Annotated in this window: 16 protein-coding genes; 8 read left to right on the top strand and 8 right to left on the bottom strand. The window is 70.4% G+C overall.

What is annotated here, in order from left to right; genetic code table 11:
• The first annotated feature begins 217 nt into the window (after positions 1 to 217).
• The 5 genes from DEI96_RS14965 to DEI96_RS14945 all read left to right on the top strand — a co-directional run bounded on the left by DEI96_RS14965 (position 218) and on the right by DEI96_RS14945 (position 6,742).
• Positions 218 to 1,237 carry a LacI family DNA-binding transcriptional regulator gene (locus DEI96_RS14965; RefSeq protein ID WP_111024739.1) on the top strand — a complete coding sequence of 340 codons (1,020 nt, stop codon included), beginning with the start codon at positions 218 to 220 and terminating at the stop codon, positions 1,235 to 1,237.
• Between the two features lie 147 nt (positions 1,238 to 1,384).
• A complete protein-coding gene (locus DEI96_RS14960) occupies positions 1,385 to 2,722 on the top strand; it encodes an ABC transporter substrate-binding protein (RefSeq protein ID WP_111024738.1) in 1,338 nt (445 codons plus the stop codon).
• A gap of 11 nt (positions 2,723 to 2,733) precedes the next feature.
• A complete protein-coding gene (locus DEI96_RS14955; RefSeq protein ID WP_220039146.1) occupies positions 2,734 to 3,687 on the top strand; it encodes a carbohydrate ABC transporter permease in 954 nt (317 codons plus the stop codon).
• Positions 3,684 to 4,592 (top strand): carbohydrate ABC transporter permease, encoded by a 909-nt coding sequence (locus tag DEI96_RS14950; RefSeq protein ID WP_110864171.1) that lies wholly within the window; start codon positions 3,684 to 3,686, stop codon positions 4,590 to 4,592. The genes DEI96_RS14955 and DEI96_RS14950 overlap by 4 nt, the downstream gene beginning before the upstream one ends.
• Positions 4,589 to 6,742, top strand: a complete 2,154-nt coding sequence (locus tag DEI96_RS14945; protein ID WP_258372982.1) for a beta-galactosidase — start codon at positions 4,589 to 4,591, stop codon at positions 6,740 to 6,742. The genes DEI96_RS14950 and DEI96_RS14945 overlap by 4 nt, the downstream gene beginning before the upstream one ends.
• Before the next feature lie 77 nt (positions 6,743 to 6,819).
• On the opposite strand, the gene DEI96_RS14940 is transcribed toward DEI96_RS14945, so the two are convergent.
• Positions 6,820 to 7,563 (bottom strand): SDR family oxidoreductase, encoded by a 744-nt coding sequence (locus DEI96_RS14940; RefSeq protein ID WP_111024737.1) that lies wholly within the window; start codon positions 7,561 to 7,563, stop codon positions 6,820 to 6,822.
• 83 nt (positions 7,564 to 7,646) lie between these two features.
• Here DEI96_RS14940 and DEI96_RS14935 point away from each other — a divergent pair, with 83 nt between their 5' ends.
• Positions 7,647 to 8,096 carry a MarR family winged helix-turn-helix transcriptional regulator gene (locus DEI96_RS14935; RefSeq protein WP_111024736.1) on the top strand — a complete coding sequence of 150 codons (450 nt, stop codon included), beginning with the start codon at positions 7,647 to 7,649 and terminating at the stop codon, positions 8,094 to 8,096.
• A 109-nt stretch (positions 8,097 to 8,205) separates the two neighbouring features.
• Positions 8,206 to 9,429: an endo-1,4-beta-xylanase gene (locus tag DEI96_RS14930; RefSeq protein WP_111024735.1), complete on the top strand. Its 1,224-nt coding sequence runs from the start codon at positions 8,206 to 8,208 to the stop codon at positions 9,427 to 9,429.
• 52 nt (positions 9,430 to 9,481) lie between these two features.
• Here the strand turns inward: DEI96_RS14930 and DEI96_RS14925 are convergent, their stop codons facing one another.
• From DEI96_RS14925 to DEI96_RS14910, 4 genes are all read right to left on the bottom strand, one after another.
• The gene (locus tag DEI96_RS14925) at positions 9,482 to 9,874 is read right to left on the bottom strand and encodes a hypothetical protein (protein ID WP_146246959.1); all 393 of its coding nucleotides are present in this window, start codon (positions 9,872 to 9,874) and stop codon (positions 9,482 to 9,484) included.
• A gap of 298 nt (positions 9,875 to 10,172) precedes the next feature.
• A complete protein-coding gene (locus tag DEI96_RS14920) occupies positions 10,173 to 10,487 on the bottom strand; it encodes an SdpI family protein (protein ID WP_181440590.1) in 315 nt (104 codons plus the stop codon).
• Positions 10,488 to 10,594: 107 nt separating this feature from the next.
• Positions 10,595 to 11,251 (bottom strand): response regulator, encoded by a 657-nt coding sequence (locus tag DEI96_RS14915; RefSeq protein WP_111024733.1) that lies wholly within the window; start codon positions 11,249 to 11,251, stop codon positions 10,595 to 10,597.
• On the bottom strand, positions 11,248 to 12,957 hold the full coding sequence (locus DEI96_RS14910; RefSeq protein ID WP_111024732.1) for a sensor histidine kinase: 1,710 nt from the start codon (positions 12,955 to 12,957) through the stop codon (positions 11,248 to 11,250). Before DEI96_RS14910 ends, DEI96_RS14915 begins: the two co-directional genes overlap by 4 nt.
• Before the next feature lie 153 nt (positions 12,958 to 13,110).
• On the opposite strand from DEI96_RS14910, the gene DEI96_RS14905 reads away from it, so the two are divergent.
• Entirely contained in the window at positions 13,111 to 14,607 is a 1,497-nt protein-coding gene (locus tag DEI96_RS14905; protein WP_111024731.1) for a CitMHS family transporter, read from the top strand.
• 54 nt (positions 14,608 to 14,661) lie between these two features.
• Here the strand turns inward: DEI96_RS14905 and DEI96_RS14900 are convergent, their stop codons facing one another.
• From DEI96_RS14900 to DEI96_RS14890, 3 genes are read right to left on the bottom strand one after another with little or no spacing between them, the layout of a single operon-like run.
• Positions 14,662 to 15,735 carry a threonine aldolase family protein gene (locus DEI96_RS14900; RefSeq protein ID WP_071245082.1) on the bottom strand — a complete coding sequence of 358 codons (1,074 nt, stop codon included), beginning with the start codon at positions 15,733 to 15,735 and terminating at the stop codon, positions 14,662 to 14,664.
• 4 nt (positions 15,736 to 15,739) lie between these two features.
• Positions 15,740 to 16,423: an SDR family NAD(P)-dependent oxidoreductase gene (locus DEI96_RS14895; protein ID WP_111024730.1), complete on the bottom strand. Its 684-nt coding sequence runs from the start codon at positions 16,421 to 16,423 to the stop codon at positions 15,740 to 15,742.
• The gene (locus DEI96_RS14890) at positions 16,420 to 17,886 is read right to left on the bottom strand and encodes a DUF6421 family protein (RefSeq protein ID WP_111024729.1); all 1,467 of its coding nucleotides are present in this window, start codon (positions 17,884 to 17,886) and stop codon (positions 16,420 to 16,422) included. Before DEI96_RS14890 ends, DEI96_RS14895 begins: the two co-directional genes overlap by 4 nt.
• Positions 17,887 to 18,230 lie beyond the last annotated feature (344 nt).

Raw genomic sequence — 18,230 nt, 5'->3', positions numbered from 1 at the left:
CGGTTCGCGCCTCGGCACGGCAACCGATCCAGAATGCTGCACATCAATACAAGCCACAACCTTGCAGCTGCGATGACCACCGCGGAATCGCTCTTGACTACGTAGACAATCCCGTGGTTGTCTTGCTCCCACATCCGGTCCTGGCCGGTCCCACGGAGCAGCGAAGGAGCTGACGATGAGCGGCAACGCATCGGTTCATCGCCTCCGTCCGGCCTCCATGACCGACGTCGCGACCCTGGCCGGCGTCTCCCAGAAGACCGTCTCCCGCGTGGTGAACGGCGAACCGCACGTCACCGAGGCGGTCCGCGCCCGGGTCCTCAAGGCGATCGACGAACTGGGCTTCCGCCCGAACGCAGCCGCCCGCTCCCTCAAGTCGCAGCGCTCCCGCCGGATCGGTCTCATCACCATCGGCACGAACCTGTACGGCCCGACCGCCATGCTCACCGGCGTCGAGCAGGCGTGCCGCACGAACGGGTACAGCCTGGCCATCGTCCGGACCGTCGCCGCGACCGCATCCGAGCTCCAGCCGGCGGTCGACTCGCTCGTCGGCCAGGACGTCGAGGCGATCGTCTTCTCCGAGCCGGTCGAGAACCAGATGGACCAGCTCCGCCTGCCCCAGGGCGTGACGGTGCTGACGCTCGGGCCGCCGGACGTCTCCGACCGAGAGAACACCCTGGCGGTCGGTCTGGACGAGAGCGGCGCTGCGTTCGCGGCCACCGATCACCTGCTGGCCCTCGGGCACGAGACCGTGTGGCACATCGCGGGTCCGGCGGACTGGACCTCGAGTTCGCGCCGGCTGGCGGGGTGGCGGGCGGCGCTGCAGGACGCCGGCGTCGCCGAGCACGCGCCGGTCGAGGGGGACTGGTCGCCGCAGAGCGGCTACGAGGCCATGCGCTCGTTGCTCGGCCGTCCGGACCTGACGGCGGTCTTCGTCGCGAACGACCAGATGGCGATCGGCGCGATGTCCGCCATCCAGCAGCACGGGTTGTCCGTGCCGGGTGACGTCAGCGTCGTCGGCTTCGACGACATGCCGATCTCGGCGTACCTGCCGACGCCGCTCACGACCATCCGTCAGGACTTCGACGAGGCCACCCGCCTCGCGATGCACCGCCTCTTCCGCACCCTCGACGGCCACCCGCCCGCCGAGCGCCACCGGATGCTGCCCGGCCAGCTGATCACGCGCGCCACCAGCGCGCCGCCGTCCGCTGAGCGGCGTCACCTCCGCCCCGCCGACTGAACCCCCGGACGGGAGGCGCGGCCCGCGTCCGTCCCGTGAGTGAGCGCTCACGCGCGCTCACCGCCACTTCCGCACGCACCTCGACGACGACGTCAGGAGACCTCCGTGACCCCAGTACCCAGGCGACTTTCCCCACCTGCGCCACCCGTGCCTCCAGGCCGTGGGCCGAGCCGACGCGACCTGCTCCGGTGGGGCGCCGCCGCTGGCGGCAGCATCGCCCTCGGCGCGCTGCTCGCCGGCTGCTCCCCGCAGTCGACGGCCGCCGTCCGTTCCGGACGCGCCGACCTGTCCTTCTGGACCCACGACCCCGGCTACGAGAAGTTCTTCACCGAGGCGTTGCCGGTCGCCGACCGGAAGTCGGACTTCGACTTCGCGCTCGACATCACCACGATCGCGGCGGCGGACATCCCGACCAAGCTCATCGCGCAGGCCGTCGCCGGCACGGGGACGCCGGACGTCGCCGGGCTCGAGATCGGGGCGTTCTGCCGGATGCTCCGCGGGGACATCGCTGCCGAGCTGCTGAGCGACCTCTCGCCGTCGGTGGCGTCGCGCAAGGACGACCTGATCGCTGCACGACTCACGCCGTTCTCGAAGGACGGGCACCTCTACGCGCTCGATTCGGACACCCCGTTGTGCGTCTACTACCACCGAGCCGACCAGTTCGAGGCCCTCGGCATCCCCGACGACCTGACGACGTGGGAGGAGTACATGGACGTCGGCGCGAAGCTCAACAAGAGCAAGGGCGTCGCGCTGCACGCCGTGGCGGTCACCGATCCGGGCGGCACGCTGCAGAGCTACCAGATCCTGCTGCTCCAGCGGGGCGGCGACCTGTACGACGAGGACGGCGGCATCGACATCCAGACGCCGGAGGCCGAACGCACCCTGCAGTTCCTGGTCGACGGTGTGCAGTCCGGTGCCATCGCGACGGTCGCCGACATGTACGGACCGAGCCTGCAGTCCGGGCTGAAGGGGGGCACGATCCTGGCCGTCGACATGCCCTCCTGGTACGCCAGCTACGGCATCAAGCCGAACGTGCCCGAGCAGAAGGGCAAGTGGAAGGTGCGGAACCTGCCCCGGTTCGCGGGTGGTGGCAGCACGACGAGCGTCGGCGGCGGTACCGGGTTCTCGGTGCTCCGCGACAAGCCGCTCACGAAGGCCGGGATCGATCTGGTGCTCGCCGCGTACCTCGATCCGGACCAGCAGGTGAAGCGCTACCAGGACCTCGGTTACCTGCCGACGCTCCGATCGGTCTACGACGACCCGCGGCTCGCGGCGCTGAGCGATCCGTACTTCGGCGGGCAGCAGTTGTTCGGCGTCTACAAGTCGGTCGTCGACGACGTGCCCTCGCAGCACCAGAGCGCCGATGCCTCGATCCTGCAGACCGTCCTGAGCGGTTACCTCATCAAGGCCTACAAGGGCCAGATCTCCCCGAAGCAGGCGCTCGACGCCGCTGCGGCCGACTTCCGCGGCCAGACCCGCGCCTGAGGAGGACGACGTTGTCCACATCAACCGCCACCGGCATCCCGGTGTCCGCCACCACGACCACCACCGATCCACCCGATCGCCGTCGCCGCCGCCTGAACACGAACGGTGGCAGCGCGCCGTACCTCTTCATCGCGCCGTTCTACGTGCTGTACGGCCTGTTCATGATCGTGCCGGTGCTCGCCGCCGTGTACCTGTCACTCACCGAGTGGGTCGGCCTCGGCACGCCGAACTGGATCGGCCTGTCCAACTACGCGAACCTGTTCCGGGACACCAGCTTCGGCACCGCCCTGGTCAACTCGTTGATCTACACACTCATCGCCGTGTTCGTCATCGTGCCGTGCTCGCTCCTGGTCGCGCAGGCGCTCAACGCCAAGGGACTCCGCGCCCGAGACCTGTTCCGGGTGACGTTCTTCATCCCGATGGTGCTGTCGCCGATCGTCATCGCGCTCATCTACAGCCTGGTGTTCGACACGAACTACGGGCTGCTCAACGCCATGCTCAAGGCGCTGTTCGGACTGCCGAACACCGACTGGCTCGGCGACCCGACGCTCGCGAAGGTCGCCATCGGCTTCGTGCTCCTGTGGCGCACGGTCGGGTACCTGACGATCTTCTTCCTGGCAGCACTGCAGAACGTGTCGCCCGAGCAGTACGAAGCCGCGTCGCTCGATGGGGCAGGCACCTTCCGGAAGTTCACCAACGTGACGCTCCCGGCGATCCGACCGGTCACGGCGTTCGTCGTGGTGACGAGCTTCATCAGTGCCGCGCAGCTGTTCGACGAGCCCTACCTGCTCACCAAGGGCGGCCCCGGCGAAGCCACGCTCTCCGTCGCCATGTTCATCTACCGCGCCGCCTTCGAACGGCAGCAGTTCGGGTACGCGGCAGCCGCCGGTGTCGTGCTGTTCGTCGTCGTGTTCGGCGTCAGCCAGATCCTCAACCGCGCACTCGCCATCGGGAGGGACGCATGACCGCCACCACCGACCGCCCGGACACCCGGGCCGTCACGACCGCCGGAAGCCGGGCACCCCGGTCCGGCCCGCCCCGCACCAGGGGCTGGATCGCTCGCCGCGGCCTGCTCTACGCCACACTCGTGGCGCTGCTGCTGGTCTTCGTGTTCCCGCTGCTCTGGGCGCTGTCCGGCTCGTTCAAGCAGCGTGGCGACATCTTCGCGACACCGCCCACGCTCATCCCGAGCCCGGCGACGGGGGAGAACTACACGAACCTGCTCGCCACCCAGCCGTTCTGGGCCTGGTTCGGCATCAGTGTGGGCACCGCCCTGATCGCGACCGTCGTGTCCGTGTTCGTCTGCGCGATGGCCGGGTACGGCTTCGCGAAGTTCCGGTTCCGGGGCAAGCGGATCCTGTTCGCCGTGATGTTCTCGTCGCTCTCGGTGCCGTTCGCGGTGATCCTCGTGCCGCTCTTCATCCTGGTGGTGAAGTCCGGGCTGACGAACCCCTGGTTCTCGCTCGTCGTGCCGTGGGTGGCGCCGGCGTTCGGCATCTTCATGATGCAGCAGTTCATCGTGCAGGCGATCCCCGACGAACTCATCGAGGCGGCCCGCATCGACGGCAACTCCGAGTTCGGCACGTTCCGCCGGGTCGTACTCCCGCTGCTCCGACCGTCGCTCGGCGCCCTGGCGGTGTGGAGCTTCCTGCAGAGCTACAACTCCTTCCAGTGGCCGTTGGTCCTGCTGTCCGACTCGAGCCAGTACACGTTGCCCCTCGGCCTCAACGCGATCTTCGCGTCGGAGAACCGGTCGTACGACCTGGTGCTCGCCGGGGCCGTGCTGGCGAGCGTGCCGACGATCCTCGTGTTCCTGCTCCTCCGCAAGCAGCTGCTCGACGGGCTGACCGCGGGGGCGGTCAAGGGATGACCGACACCCGCACCCACCACCGATCCTTCTCGAACGGAGCACCCAGCACCATGCAGCACGACCGCGTCCTCTTCGGCGCCGCCTACTACCACGAGTACCAGCCGACCCCTCGGCTCGACGAGGACATGCGCCTGATGCAGGAGGCCGGCTTCTCGGTCATCCGCGTCGGTGAGTCCGTCTGGAGCACCTGGGAGCCGGAGAACGGCCGCTTCGACCTGGAGTGGCTCGCACCGGTGCTCGACGCCGCCCACGAACACGGCATCCGGGTGATCCTCGGTACACCCACGTACGCCGTGCCGATGTGGCTCGCCCGCATCGTGCCGGAGATCAACGTCCGCCGCCGCACCGACGGCGAGGCGATGGGCTGGGGTGCCCGGCAGGAGATCGACTACGCCCACCCGGCGTTCCTGTTCCATGCCGAGCGGGTCATCCGGAAGATCGTCGCCCGCTACGCCGAGCACCCAGCCGTGATCGGCTACCAGGTCGACAACGAACCGGGCAACGAGCTCATCGCGAACCCCGAGGTGTTCCAACGCTTCGTCGACCACCTGCGCCACACCTACGGCAGCGTCGAGCGGCTGAACGAGGAGTGGGGCCTGACCTACTGGTCCCACCGGCTGTCCACCTGGGCGGACCTGTGGACGCCGGACGGCAACGCGCAGCCGCAGTACGACCTTGCCTGGCGCCGGTTCCAGGCCTCGATCACGACGGACTTCATCGCCTGGCAGGCATCGGTCGTGCGGGAGTACTCGCGTCCGGACCAGTTCGTGACCACGTGCATCGCCTACGAGCGGCCGACCGTCGAGGACGAGGTGCTCACCCGGACGCTCGACGTCACCGCCGGCAACCCGTACTACCGGATGCAGGACGCCCTCGAGCTGCCGAGTGCCGAGGAACCCGCACAGTTCTGGACCTCGTCCGGTGCCTGGTCGATCTTCGCCTCGGGCGACCGCATGTACGGGTCGAAGCAGGCACCGTTCCTGGTCACCGAGACCAACGCGCAGGCCATCGGGTTCTCGTGGATGAACGAACCGGCCTACGAAGGGCAGTGGCGCCAGGCCGCCTGGGCGCTCGTGTCCCGAGGCGCGTCGATGATCGAGTACTGGCACTGGCACACGCTGCACTACGGCGTCGAGACGTACTGGGGTGGCGTCCTGCCGCACTCGCAGCAGCCCGGTCGCACGTACGAGGAGATCGCCCGGATCGGAGCGGAGTTCGCGCACGCCGGGGACCGGGTCGCCGGCCTCCGCCCGCACGCCGACGTCGCCCTGCTGTTCTCGAACGAGTCGAAGTGGGCGCTGAACGAGCACCCGGCGCTCGGCGACGGCATGGAGCCCGACCGGCGTTCGTGGCAGACGATCTACGACGCCTACGCCCGAGGCGTCTTCGATGCGGGTCTGCAGGCGAACACCGTGCACCCGTCGCAGGTCTTCGACCGTGAGCCGGCGTCCGTCGCCGCGGAGCGTCCGGTGCTCGTCGCTGCCGCGTTCACCATCGCGACCGACGCCCAGCTGCAGTGGCTCGCCGCCTACGCCGAGGCAGGTGGCCACCTGGTCGTCGGCATCCGCACCGGGTACGAGGACGAAGAGGCCCGTGCGCGGCTCGAACGGAAGCCCGCGTTCCTCGACGTGCCCGCGGGCGTGCACTACGACGAGTTCAGCAACCTCGGCCGACGCATCCCGGTGTCCGCCGGAGCCGCTGCCGCTGAGCACGGGTTCACCGTGCCGGCCGGGGCGACGGCCACCCGGTGGGCGGACGGCCTGCTCGTCGACGACGCCGACGTGCTCGTCAATTACGACCACCCGCACCACGGTCGGTTCGCGGCGGTGACCTCCCGGTCGCACGGAGCTGGTCGGGTCACCTACGTCGGGACCGTCCCGGATCCGGCACTCGCCGCAGCGATCACGGAGTGGGCGGTCGCGCAGGGCAGCGGGTCGCCGAGCTGGCAGCCGCAGGCCGACACGCAGTCGGTCGCGAGTTCGGTCAACGGCCGCGGCGAGACGGTGCACGTGATCCACAACTGGTCGTGGGAACCGAGCACGTACGCGGTGCCGGTCGCCGCGGAGGACATGTTCGAGGGCACGGCACTCGCCGCGGATGCCGTGCTCGAGCTCGGGCCGTGGGACGTCCGGGTCGTCGTCGTCGCCTAGGGAGACCGGAGCAGACGGGCCGTCGGGTCGGACGGTCCGCCTGCTCCTTCTGTGCAACAGCGGCACTCTGACAGTGGTCAGGCCGCGGCCCGGAACGCCTCCGTCGCCGTTCGGGCTTCCGTCGACGACGCGAGTGAGACGGAGCGGCTGCCGATGCCCGTCGCCAGGGACAGCGCGACGGCGGCGGCACCGACCTCGGACGCCGAGACCCACTCCGGCTCGCCGTCGACGAACCGGGTCCGCACCGGCCCGAGCACGAGCGCGTGGACACGCTCGTCCGGCGACTCCGCCGCGAGGACCCGCTGCATCATGAGCACCGCGGCCTGCTCCATGCTCACCAGCCCGCTGCCCGGCACCGGGAACTCGGCGGACTGCCCGACGATCACCGTGTACGCGCCGACGCCACTGAGCCGCGGGACGATCGCCCGCGCCAGTGCCATGTGCGCCGTGGCGAGTCCGGTGAACGCTCCCGCCCAGTCGTCCTCGTCGATGGTGGTCAGGGGCCCGCCCTGCCACCATCCGCCCACGGGGACGACCACGTCGTCGATGCCGCCGAGCCGTTCGGTCATCTCGGCACCGAGTGCTTCCGCCCCGGCGAAGGACGTGTAGTCGTGCGTCGGCAGGTGCAGCAGGTGGGAGGTGCCGATCGCGCCGAGCGCGGCGCGGAGTTCTGTGCCGCGCGCATCGGAACGGGTGGGGACGACGACGTCGGCACCGGCGTCGAGGTAGGCACTGACGATGCCCTCCCCGACACCGCCCGTGCCGCCCGGCACGAGGACGCGACGACCTGAGAGGTCAGGGTTGACGGGATCCGTGGACATGTTTGACTCCTCGGTGAGACCAATGTTGGTTCGACCAACGATACCCACAAATGGTTGGTCGTACCAACTGATAGTCTTCGGGCATGTCCGACGACCCCACTCCACCCCAGACGCTCCGGACGCTCGTGAGCTGGCAGGCCGGGCGACTCGCCACGATCGGTGCGCGCCTGACCAGTGCCCGGATGCCCCTCGAAGCGCGGTCCGACTTCGCGGTGCTGGCGGTGCTCGACGAGAACGGCGCGCTGAGTCAGGCTGAGATCGGTCGGGCGCTGGGTCTGGACCGCAACAACGTCAACGGCATCGTCGTCCGGCTCGAAGGAGACGAAGCCGTGACTCGGGAGCCCGACCCGACAGACCGCCGGCGGAACGTCGTCACGATCACGGCCGCTGGTCGGGTCAGGCTCGCCGAGATCCAGGTGCTCGCGGATGCCGTGCAGGACGAACTGCTCGCCGCGTTGTCCACGAAGGAGCGGAAGGACCTCATCCACCTGCTCGACCGGGTTCTCTCCGTTCACGGTGTCCAGTCCGCCTGACCCCGCGGACGACTCCGCAGGGCCGACCGCCCAGGGGTGACGGCGACGATCCCCGCTGCTATGTTTACGCGCACAACAAATCCCGGACGACGATGTCGGAGGACGCGCGATGACGCACGCACCAGAGCACCGCTTCGGCGAGACGACCCTGACGGTCGTCGATGCCGAAGGCAATCCCATCCCCGATGCCGACATCACCGTCGAGCAGACCCGCCATGCCTTCGCCTTCGGCAACATCGGCTTCGACTTCATCGAACTGGCCAACGGCGAAGCGTACGACGCGGCAGGCACCGAGCACCTCGCCGACCTCTACACCGACGTCTTCAACACCGCGACGCTCCCGTTCTACTGGGGCCGCTTCGAGCCCGAGCGTGGAGCCCCCGACACCGCCAGACTCCTGACGACGGCGCAGTGGTTCCGCGACCGCGGCATCGCCCTCAAGGGTCACCCGCTGGTCTGGCACACCGTGCAGCCCCATTGGCTGCTGGGGCTCCCGCTGGACGAGGTCGAGCGGCTCCAGCGCGAGCGCATCCGCCGCGAGGTCTCCGCCTTCGCCGGCACGATCGACACCTGGGACGCCATCAACGAGGTCGTCATCATGCCGGTGTTCGACAACGGCGACAACGCGATCACCCCGCTCGCCCGGGCCAAGGGCCGCATCCCGATGATCCGGATGGCCTTCGAGGAGGCCCGCGCCGCCAATCCGCACGCCACCCTGCTGCTCAACGACTTCGACCTGTCGAGTGCGTACGAGTGCCTGATCGAGGGCGTGCTCGAAGCCGGCGTGCAGATCGACGCCATCGGACTGCAGACCCACATGCACCAGGGCTACTGGGGCGAGGACACGATGCTCGCGATGGTCGACCGGTTCGCCCGCTACGGCCTGCCGCTCCACCTGACCGAGACCTCGCTCGTCTCCGGTGACCTCATGCCCGCGCACATCGTCGACCTCAACGACCACCAGGTTGCTTCGTGGCCGTCGACGCCCGAGGGTGAGGCGCGCCAGGCAGACGACATCGAGCGGCACTACCGGAGCCTCGTGGGGCACCCCTCTGTCGAGGCGATCACCTACTGGGGCATCACCGACGCCGGCGCCTGGCTCGGCGCCCCGATCGGACTCGTCCGCGCCGACGGCACCCCGAAGCCGTCCTACGACGCGCTCCGCCGCCTGGTCAAGGAGGAGTGGTGGCTCGGCCCGACGGTGCTGCGCACCGACGACCGCGGTCGGGTGCAGGTCCGCGGCTTCCGTGGCGACTACCGCGTCGACGTGCGTGGCACGTCCACCGCGTTCGCCGTCACCGACGTGCCCACGCAGGTGCAGATCGTCGCGTGACCACCTGACGGACTGGAGGCCCGGTGCGGCCCCGCCCCGCGCCTCCAGTCCGTCAGTGGCGGACCTGGCTGTGGGGGTGCTCATGGCTCTGATCGGGGTGGTGCGCTTTGCTGGGCGAGACCAGCGGACCGTCCGCGGCGCCGTGAGGGGTGGACTTGATGCGTATGAGCAGACCGCACGGACGGCTCCTGCTCGTGCAGCGCTCGCTCCTCGCGACCGCCGTGCTGGCGTCGGGGCTCGCACTGGTGGCCGGGTGCAGTTCGCCCCGGTTGCCGCCGTCGTCCGCAACCTCTGTCGAGGTGACGAAGGTGTACCTGGCTGCGGCGAAGGCGCAGCGGTGTGACGTGACGAAGGCGTTGACGCTCGACAGCACGTGGGCGTGGTGCCGGAACCCGACGCTGCGGAAGTACACCGTCGCGGACAAGGCGGAATCGGTGCCGTTCAACCCTGGCCACAGGACGGAGTCCTGCGTCGACACAACGGTGACGAGTCGAGCGTCGGAGGAGTCGGAGCCGATGAACGGGACCCGCACGTGGAGTTTCTGCTTCACGAAGACGGCGTCCGGATGGCGCCTCACGGACCAGGGACAGGGCTAGGGCGGCGCGCGCCCCTCCTGAGGCGGCCGGAAGGGACAGATGTCAGGGTGCGTGTGCGGCACCGCCACGACCTGGAGGTACGGGCCGACCATCTCGAGCAGCTCGACGGCGTCAGCGCTGAACCACGCCCGGGCCCCGCGTTCGCCGTCACCTGGTCGCGCGTCCTGCGGCCACCACGCCCCAGAAGGCTCCGCCGACGAGGATCGCGGCGCACGCGACGAAAGCGGGGATGTCGTCGGCGCGTCCGAGTGTGATGTAGACCAGGCTCACTGCCACGGTCGCGCCGCCGGCGATGCTCGTCGGGACGATCGCTGCTCGGTGGCCGATGATCCAGCTCTCGTCGCTGCGCATGGTCGCCCGGGTACGGATGCCCACGAGCCCGTTCCGGCCGATGGTGCCGCGTGCCGGCAGGACGACGAAGACGATGGTCAGGACGGCGGCTGCCATCTCGATCGCGATCACGTGATCTCCTTCTGGGTCGGTCATCGCGCTCGCGTGGGGCTGAGATCGGAGCGCGTCAGACCAAACCTGCCGGTATCCGGTGAAATACGCAAGGGTAGCAGCGCCCGTCACCGCCGCACGTACCGGTGCTCCGGCCGCCCCGCAGCCCCGTACCGCAACTGCATCGCCACGGTCCCGTCCGCCGTGAGCTGCGCCAGGTACCGCTGCGCCGTCGCCCGTGAGACCCCGATCGCCGCAGCCACCTCGGCGGCGGACCGTTCCTCACCGGCGACCAGCTGCTCGAGCACCAGCGCCGCGGTGGCCGCCCGGGACGGTGACGCCCCACCGCTGTCCCCGGCGTGCAGGATCCGGAACGCCCGCTCGACGGCCTCTTGGTCGAGTGTCGACCGCTCGTCGAGCACGTTCCGCGACCGTGCGTACGCCTGCAGCCGCTCGGCCAGCACCCCGGCTGCGAAGGGCTTGATCAGGTAGGCGAGTGCCCCGCTCCGCATCGCCCGCCGCACGGTGCCCGAGTCCGAGGCGGCGCTCAACACGAAGGCATCGGCGTCGATCGACCGCAGCAGGTCGAGCCCGCTGCCGTCGGGCAGGTACACGTCGACGAGCACCAGGTCCACGGTCCCGCTCGACAGCGCGGAGCGGGCGGCCGCGAGGGTCCCGACGGGTTCGAGCGCCCGGAACCCCGGTACCTCGTCGACCTGCCGCCGGTGCAGGTCGGCGACGTGGAAGTCGTCGTCGACCACCAGCACGGTGAACACGGAACTCACGACACCACTCCTTCCAGTCGGGCGCAGAAGACCGCGCCGTGGTCGGCGCCGCCGGGGGAGGCGAGCCACACGTCGCCACCGTGCCGCCGGGCGATCTCCCGCGACAACGGCAGCCCGATCCCGAGCCCGTGCACCTGCGAGACGTCCTCCGACGCAGGAGCAGGCGCCGGCCCGCGGACGAACAGCGAGTCCGCGGCATCGTCCGGCACCCCCGGCCCGGAGTCCATCACCGACAGGTGCAGGGTCGCGCCGTCGTCGAGCACCTCGACCTCCACCCACGGGGATCCGCCGTCGCGCGACCGCTCATCGCTGCCGAGCGCCGCCGAGACCGCGTTGTCGACCAGGTTGCCGAGCACGGTCGTCACGTCGCCCGGGTCGGTGATCGTCCCCTGCACGAGCGTCTCCGCCCCGATCCGCAGCAGTACGCCCCGCTCGGCGGCCTCGACCCCCTTCGCCCCGAGGAACGCCTGCAGGTACGGCTCGGTCAGCCGGTCGGCATGCTGCACCGGGTAGCGCAGCGGTCCGCGCTCCTGCACGTCCGCCAGGTACGCGCGCGCCCGGGCGGTCTCGCCGATGTCGAGCAGCCCCGAGATCGCGTGCAGCCGGTTCGCGAACTCGTGGCGCTGCGCGCGGAGCGCCGTGCTCATCGCCCCGACGGCGTCGAGCCGTCGGGTCAGGGCCTCGACGTCGGTGCGGTCGCGCAGGACGGCGACCCGGCCCAGGTCGCGTCCGTCGCGGAACACCGTGCGGACGTCGACGAGCAGCACCCGGTGCCCGGCGACGATCGTGGCGCTCGCCGGAGCCGCGGTGGTCACGTCCAGCATCGACCCGAGCGGCGCGGGCAGGTCGAGGGAGGCCACCGGACGGCCGACCGGATCGGCCAGCCCGAGCAGTCGCACGGCTTCGGGGTTGCAGACGGTGACGACCCCCGACGGGCCGATCGCGATGACGCCCTCACCGACGCCGCCGAGCACGGCCTGCTGGTTCTGCACGAGCGTCACGAGCTCCTCCGGCTGCAGCCCGAGTGTCAGCCGCACCAGTCGCCGCCGGATCAGCACCGAGGCGATCACCGCGAGCAGGACCGCCGCCAGCCCGGCACCGATCACCGGCATGCTGTCCTCGACCAGGGTGTCGTAGACGCGTGCCCGGTTGAACCCGACGCTCACCTCGCCGACGACGGCGGACTGCCGGGAGGCCCGGCTCGTCTCCGCCCCGCCGGCTGCGGGCGCGGAGACGGGCACCTTCGCCCGCGCCGACTCACCGAGCGTGCCGCGCGCCCAGGACACGGTCTCGCGGCCCGCGAGTGCGGCGTCGGGGGAGGTGCTCACCATCTCGCCGATCCGGTCGGTGTCGGGGTGGGCCAGTCGGATGCCCCGGTCGTCGGTGACCACGACGAAGAGTGCCCCGGTCCGGCGCTGGGCTGCGAGGGCCGCCCGTTGGACGGGCCCGTCAGCGAGGACCGCGGGGTCGAGGTGGGTGCCGTCGACGCTCAACCGGGCGACCGCGGCCCGGACGTCGGACTGCGCGGCGACGCTCTGTGCGATCGCCAGTGCGGTCCCCTCGGCAGCGCGCTCCAGCCGAGTGACCTCGATCCGGACGAACACGGCACTGGTCAGGGCGACGACGGCGACGACCACGGCGAGCTGCAGCACGAGCACCTCGGTGGCGAAGCGGAGCCTGGGGCGCCGTGAACGGTCGTCGGTCACGACCCCAGCGTACGGAGGGCGAGCCGACCTGCCTGCGCACAATGCGCAGAAAGCGGTCAACGCGCGATGGTGCGCGAATGTGCAGAAGCGCGCCGCGCCTCCAGGCCGGGTCGTAGCGTGCCCGGACTGCCAGACACGGACGAAGGAGTCCTGATGCTCGTCATCCTCGGGTACGCGATGGTCCTGACCTTCATGGTCCTGATCATGACCAAGCGCATGTCACCCATGCTCGCGCTGATCATCGTGCCGACCGTGTTCGGACTGTTCGCGGGGGCGGGTCTGGGACTCGGCGACATGGTGACCGAGGCGATCGGCACGCTGGCGCCGACGGCCGCGCTCCTGATGTTCGCGATCATGTACTTCGGGCTGATGATCGACGTCGGCCTGTTCGACCCGCTCGTCCGGTTCATCCTGCGGGTGACCGGCAACGACCCGGCGAAGATCGTGCTCGGGACGGCTCTTCTGGCCGGTGCGGTGTCGCTCGACGGGGACGGCTCGACGACGTTCATCGTGGTCACGGCGGCGATGCTGCCCATCTACCTGAAGCTCGGCATGAGCCCGGTCGTGATGACGTGTGTGGCGGGTCTGACGAACGGCACGCTCAACATCGTGCCGTGGGGCGGTCCCACCGCCCGTGCCGCCGCCGCGCTGAAGATCGACCCGACGGACATCTTCGTGCCCCTCGTGCCGTCGCTCGTGGTGGGGCTGCTGCTGTGCTTCACGTTCGCGTGGACGATGGGCCTGCGGGAGCGGAAGCGCCTCGGGCTGATCGAGTTCACCGAGGCCTCGCGGGGTGCGCGGGTGCCGGAGCGGGCGAACGCCCGGGCCGGTTCACGGGTGCTCGCGGCGGTGGGTGGGACCGGCGGCGGGATGTTCACGAGCCCCACGGTCGCGCTCGGACTGCGCGGCGGGAAGGCCGACGGTCGGCGTGCGGACGGCGATGGCGTGGACGGCGCGGGTTCGGGGGACGAGGGCGGCACGGGGACCGGCACCATGGCCGAGACGATGCTCGACCCGAACCGTCCGACCCTGCGGCCGAAGCGGATCTGGTTCAACCTGGCGCTGACCGTCGCCGTGATGGTGGCGCTCGTGCTGGGCCTGCTGCCGCTGCACTTCGTGTTCATGATCGGCACGGCGATCGCCCTGCTCGTGAACTTCCCGCAGCTCAAGCAGCAGACCGCGCAGATCGTCGCGCACGCTCCGAGCATCGTCGGCGTGGTGTCGATGGTGTTCGCCGCCGGGGTGCTGATCGGGGTGCTCGACGGCACCGGGATGGTCGCGGCGATGGCCGACTGGCTCGTCGCGGTGATCCCGGACTCGATGGGTCCGTACCTGGCGGGCATCACCGGTGTGCTGAGCATGCCGCTGACGTTCTTCATGAGCAACGACGCGTTCTACTTCGGCATCCTGCCGGTGCTGTCCGAGAGCGCTTCGGCGTACGGGATCACCCCGGCCGAGATGGCGCGGGCCTCGGTCGTCGGGCAGCCGGTGCACATGCAGAGCCCGCTGGTCCCCGCGATCCTGCTGCTGGTGTCGCTGGCCAACGTGAACCTCGGCGACCACCACCGGAAGGTGCTGTGGCGGGCCGCCGTGGTCGCGATGGCGATGCTCGTGGTGGCGATCGTCGTGCGGGTCATCCCGTTCGGATGAGCCGACCGCCGGTGCCGGCCCGGCGCGCCGGGCCGGCACCGGCGGTCGGTCAGCTCACGCGGCGTCGAGCTCCCGCGTCAGGGCCGCGACGAAGTCGTCGATGTCCTGCTCCGAGGTGTCGTACGCGCACATCCACCGCACCTCGTTGCGGCTGGCGTCCCAGTCGTAGAACCGGAAGTGCTTCCGCAGCCGGTCGGCCACCCCGGCGGGCAGGGTCGCGAAGACGCCGTTCGCCTGGGTCTGCTGGCTGAAGCCGACGCCCCGGATGCTGCCGTCGGCGATGCCGGCCTCCAGTGCACCGCGCAGTCGGGCGGCCATGGCGTTGGCGTGCCCGGCGGAGCGCAGGTACAGGTCGTCGCTGAGCAGGGCGATGAGCTGCGCGGAGACGAACCGCATCTTCGACGAGAGCTGCATGTTCATCTTGCGCAGGTAGTGCAACCCCTCGGACGCCGAAGGGTTGAGCACGACGATCGCCTCGCCGTAGAGCATGCCGTTCTTCGTCCCGCCGAAGCTCAGCACGTCGACACCGGCGTCGGTGGTGAAGTCGCGCAGGGGCACCCCGAGGGACGCCGCGGCGTTCGAGATGCGGGCGCCGTCCATGTGCAGCTTCATGCCGAGCGAGTGGACGTGGTCGGCGATCGTCCGGACCTCGTCGACCGTGTAGGCGGTGCCGAGCTCGGTGGTCTGCGTGATCGACACGACGAGCGGCTGGGCACGGTGCTCGTCGCCCCAGCCCCAGGCCTCGCGGTCGATGAGCTCGGGCGTCAGCTTGCCGTCGGGTGCCTCGACCGGCAGGAGCTTGATGCCGGCGACGCGCTCGGGCGCACCGGCTTCGTCGGTGTGGATGTGCGCGGTCGCGGTGCACACGACCGCTCCCCACCGCGGCAGCATCGACTGCAGGCCGACGACGTTCGCGCCGGTGCCGTTGAACACCGGGAACGCCTCGGCCTGCGACCCGAAGTGCTCGCGGATCACCTCGTTGAGACGTGCCGTGTAGACGTCCTCGCCGTAGGCGATCTGGTGGCCGTCGTTGGCCGCGGCGATGGCGGCGAGGATCTCGGGGTGGACGCCGGCGTAGTTGTCCGAGGCGAAGCCCCGCAGGTCCAGGTCATGCAGTCGGAGGGTCACGCGTTCATCCTAGGTTCGAGGGATCAGGCGCCGTGAGCGGGATGCGGGCACCGTTGCCATCGGCCGGTGGGGTGTCCCAGAGCCGGACGACCGCGGTGCCGAGCTGCGCTTCGAGGCCGGACAGTGCACCGACGACGAACACCGCGGCCGCGGCGGTCTCCGGTGCCTCCTTCCGGAACCCCTGTGCCACGGCCCGGACCCAGGCGTCGGACGCGGCCTTCGCGGCCGCGTAGTTCGCGGCGCCGGCGGTGGGGGAGTCGACCGCGGTGGACGACACGAACGCGAGCCGCCCGGCAGGGGACGCCACCAGGTCGTCGTGGAAGACCCGGGTCGTGTTCCGCAGGGTCCGGAAGGCGCGGTCGAAGAAGTCCCAGTCCGCGTCGGACTGGCCGACGATGCTGCCACCGCCGCGCCACCCGCCGACCAGGTGGACCAGCCCGTCGACGCGGCCGGCGTCCGCGTGCACGTCGTCGGCCAACGCGGTGACCGCACCGAGGTCCGACAGGTCGCACGTGCGCGTCGTGACGCCCGGGACAGACGCGCGCAGGGCCTCCAGGGCGTCGGGTCTGGTGCCGACCGCGACGACGGCCGCACCGACGGCGGTGAGTGCGCGCGCGACGGCTGCGCCGCTGGCACTGGTCGCACCGGCGATCAGCACCAGGCGACCGGCCACCGAGCCGTCGGTCACGCGGCGGCCTCGCCGACGAGCTCGGCGTCCGTGGTGCCGGTGATGCCGGCCGTGGACGCGATGACGGTCGCCATCTTCTTGTCGAGCGCCTCGTAGAACATCGACAGCGGGAACTCGTCGTCGAGCACCGCCTCGGTGTAGCCGCGCGGCGGTCCGGCGAGCGTCTCGTCGGGCAGGCCACGCGCCCACTTCGACGCCGGGTGCGGCGTGAGCGTGCGGGTCAGCATCTCGTACGCGGCGAGCCAGTGCGCCGACTTCGGCCGGTCGATCGAGCGCCGGTAGAGCTCGTTGATCTCGTCGCTCAGGGCGATGATCACGTCCGGCACCTCGGGCCAGTCGATCGTCAGCTGCGTGTCCGTCCAGTGCAGGACGCCGTGCTGGTGCATCCAGGCGAACAGCAGCTGGCCGCCGAGTCCGTCGTAGTTGCGGACGCGGCTGCCGGTGATCGCGAAGCGGAAGATGCGGTCGAAGACGACCGCGTACTGCACCAGGCGCGCGTGGTCGCGGATGGCGCGCTGCGCGTCCTGGAGGCCCGTGTCGGTTCCGCCGGACAGCTCGCGTTCCAGACGCACGGACTCGCGGAACGCGGTCAGGTCGCAGCGGAGCTCCTCGAGCGAGTAGAGGAAGAACGGCATCCGTTGCTTGATCATGAACGGGTCGAAGGGCAGGTCCCCGCGCATGTGCGAGCGGTCGTGGATGATGTCCCACATCACGAAGACCCGCTCGGTCAGCTGCTGGTCGTCGAGCATCGCCGCGGCCTCGGCCGGCAGCTCGAGCTTGGTGACGTCGGCGGCGGCACGGACGACCCGGCGGTAGCGGGCGGCCTCGCGGTCCTGGAAGATCGCGCCCCACGTGAAGGCGGGGATCGAGCGCATCGCGACGGTCTCGGGGAACAGCACCGCCGAGTTCGTGTCGTACCCCGGGGTGAAGTCGACGAAGCGCAGCGCGACGAACAACGCGTTGCCGTGGTCGCCGGCCTCGAGCTCGGCGATGAACTCCGGCCAGATGACCTCGACCAGGACCGCTTCGACGAAGCGCGAGGTGCTGCCGTTCTGGGTGACCATCGGGAACACGACCAGGTGGCCGAGCCCGTCGACGCGGTGCTGCTGCGGCTGGAACGCGGTGAGGGAGTCGAGGAAGTCGGGGACCCCGAAGCCCTGCTCCTTCCAGCGTGCGAAGTCGCGCTGCAGCACCTGCAGGAACGCGGCGTCGTGCGGGAAGTGCGGTGCCAGCTCGGCGACGGCCGGCACGATCACCGCGACGTGGTCGGCGGCAGCAGCGTGTTCGGACGGTTCGGGGACGGAGCCGTCCCGCGTCTGCAGGGCCTGCAGGGCGACCACCGCGCGCTTGAGCCGGAGCCAGGCGGGGTGGGCGGCGATCTCGCGCACCGACAGGCGGTCCTCGACGACCTCGGGCTCTCCGACGATGGCGTCCTGCGAGATCTTCTGGGCGAACTGGGACATGTCGAACCTCCCGTCTTCGGGGTCGGCCGCGGATCTGCGGACGAGTGGTGCGCGTTACCGGATCGTCTCGAGCCTAGGGAAGTTCGGGGGACGCAAAGTTGCCCATCTGCGGTGGAATCGTGCGTCGTCGTGGTGCCGGCGCGGGGATCCGACTGCTGCGCGCACGGTTCGTGCGGTGGCGGTACTGTCCGGCGGGACGACGGCTTCCTGCCGCCGAAGGTGCCCGTCGGCTCGCTCGCCCCGGGTACCGCTCCGCCGACGGTCGCGAAGACGAATGGACCAAGGTCGTTGTCCACCCGTCGAGCGCACGCAGGGTGCCTCACGTTCGCAGGACCGACCGACCG

Source organism: Curtobacterium sp. MCLR17_031, from assembly GCF_003234775.2.
Taxonomy (GTDB): Bacteria; Actinomycetota; Actinomycetes; order Actinomycetales; family Microbacteriaceae; genus Curtobacterium; species Curtobacterium flaccumfaciens.
Note: the sequence above shows the minus strand (reverse complement) of the source record. Positions and strands in the feature narration are given on the sequence as shown.